Source organism: Sphingobium sp. ba1, from assembly GCF_000743655.1.
Classification (GTDB): Bacteria; Pseudomonadota; Alphaproteobacteria; order Sphingomonadales; family Sphingomonadaceae; genus Sphingobium.
Genome location: NZ_JPPQ01000070.1, coordinates 18,102 through 20,161 on the forward strand (window position 1 = coordinate 18,102; position 2,060 = coordinate 20,161).

2 protein-coding genes are annotated in these 2,060 nt (G+C 65.0%); one reads left to right on the forward strand and one right to left on the reverse strand.

What is annotated here, in order from left to right; translation table 11 throughout:
- The coding region (locus IL54_RS23360) for an acyl-CoA dehydrogenase family protein (RefSeq protein ID WP_076605600.1) at nucleotides 1-1,047 on the reverse strand (1,047 nt) is incomplete at its 3' end.
- A 206-nt stretch (nucleotides 1,048-1,253) separates the two neighbouring features.
- Here IL54_RS23360 and IL54_RS18960 point away from each other — a divergent pair.
- Nucleotides 1,254-2,060: SDR family NAD(P)-dependent oxidoreductase (locus IL54_RS18960; RefSeq protein ID WP_037479522.1), on the forward strand; the 807-nt coding region annotated here is incomplete at its 3' end.

Below are 2,060 nucleotides of genomic sequence, written 5' to 3' on the forward strand. Positions count from 1 at the left end.
CGCCACGTCCATCAAGCGGTTGCCCGCCGCGCGCAGCAATTCCATCGCATAGCCGCAATCGGCCTGAATCTGCGCCTTGTCATAGCCGGTCAGCACCCGTTGCTGCGCGCTATCGTCCAGCAGCTCGGCGGCGCGGCGGATGTGGAGCCAAGCCGAATCGATCTCTATCGCCGCCCGGCCCATCAGGCCGACCAGCGCCTCCGACCCCGCCTGGCTGGCATAAGTCCACCCCACCACGGGCCGCCCGGCCATCGCCTGCGTCACGCCCTCCAGCAGAGCGCTCGCCGCGCCTAGCATCGGTGCCAGTACGCCCAGCGGAAACAGCGGCTCCATAGGCCAGCGGTCGCGCGGCTCCAGCCCTGGCATCGTTAGCAGCAGATCGGCCGATGGCGCGCGGCCCGTCCACAGGACCAGCGCTTCGGGCACGAACAGGTCGTCCGCCACGATCATGTTGCTGCCCGACCCGGCCATGCCTGCGACGTGCCAGTTATTCTCGATCCGGCATGCCGCATCGCGCAGGTCGAGGAAGGCCATGGCCGCTTCGCCCCCTTGCGCCGTGTCGACCATGACCCCATTGAGCGCCCAATCGGCGTGTAGGCAGCCCGATCCATAGCCCCAGCGGCCCGACATGCGATAGCCGCCCGTCACCGCCACCGCCTTGCCGGTCAGGGCCGAAGCGCTGCAAAACAGTTCGTCCCCAGTGCGGAACAGCAGGTCGGTTGCCGACGATGGCAGGGCCAGAGCGGTGCCAGTGATCCCCGACAGCAAGCCATAAGCCCAGGCGGTGCCGACACAGCCCTTGGCCAGTTCCGCCACCGTTTCGATATGGGTGATGAGGCGATGGCCAGGCCCGCCAGCACGACGCGGCGCCGTGATGTGAAACAGGCCGGATTCCTGTAGCGCCGCCATCACTGGTGCCACGATCCGCCGTTGCCGCTCACAATCGTCGGCATAACGTTCCAGCACGGGCCGCAGCGATGCCGCAACCCTGACAGGGTCCGTCACTTGGGCGACGCGCCTGTGTGTCTGCATCATTTCGACCGGCATGATCGGCTCCTCTCCATCCGCCTGGATATATAATGACATTATTGTCGTTATATGCAATGGCCAATCGTCGGTGGGATTTCATCTGCTGCTTTGGGAAGTCCCCCCTGCCTCCCGATAGGCAGAGTGAAGACAATTGCCTTATAGGGTCTGGCGCTAGCCATCCGAGAGCCGGCGAACGGCTGGCACCAAGAGAGGATTTTCATCCGATGCGTAAGATCGACTTGCCTGCTTTCGATGCCCCAGCCTTCGCTGCGGCCTATGGTCCCTGGGCCGTCATCGCGGGTGCTTCGGAAGGCACCGGCGCCTGCTATGCGCGGCAACTGGCCGCCATGGGCATCAACCTGGTGCTGGTGTCGCGCCGCCTGCCTGCGCTGGAAGCGCTAGGGCAGGAACTGGCCGCAGAACATGGCATCGCCTTTCGCGCATTGACCGCCGACCTGACGGAAATGGGCGAGGGATCGCGGCTGGTGGAGGCGACGGCCGATCTGGATATCGGCCTTTATATTTCCAACGCTGGGGCAGATGGCGCGGGCAACAGCTTCTTTGGCGTGCCGGTCGAACGGTCGCTGCGCCTGCTGACCATGAATGCGGCTAATGTGCTGGAGGCCGTCCATGGCTTTGGCAACCGGTTCCAGGCGCGTGGCAAGGGCGGTTTCGTCATCATGTCGTCGGGCGCGGGCCTGGGTGGGCAGCCATGGCTGGCGATGTATTCGGCGACCAAGGCTTTCGAATTGAACTTCGTGGAATCGCTGTGGGCCGAGCTGGACGGCCAGACTATCGACATTGTCGGCGTCGCCGCGCCGATCATGGACACGCCCACCCTGCGCCGCGCGACCGAAGGGCTGGGGATGGATTATAGCATCGCTTATGATCCGGCCGAAGTGTGCGCGCTGGCGCTCGCCATGCTGGGCAAGGAGCCGCTGGTGATCGTGCCCGATGGTCCCGACGAAAACAAAATCCCGCAGATCCAGGCCGACCGCAAAGCCCGCCTGCTGGCGCTGGCGGAATGGGGC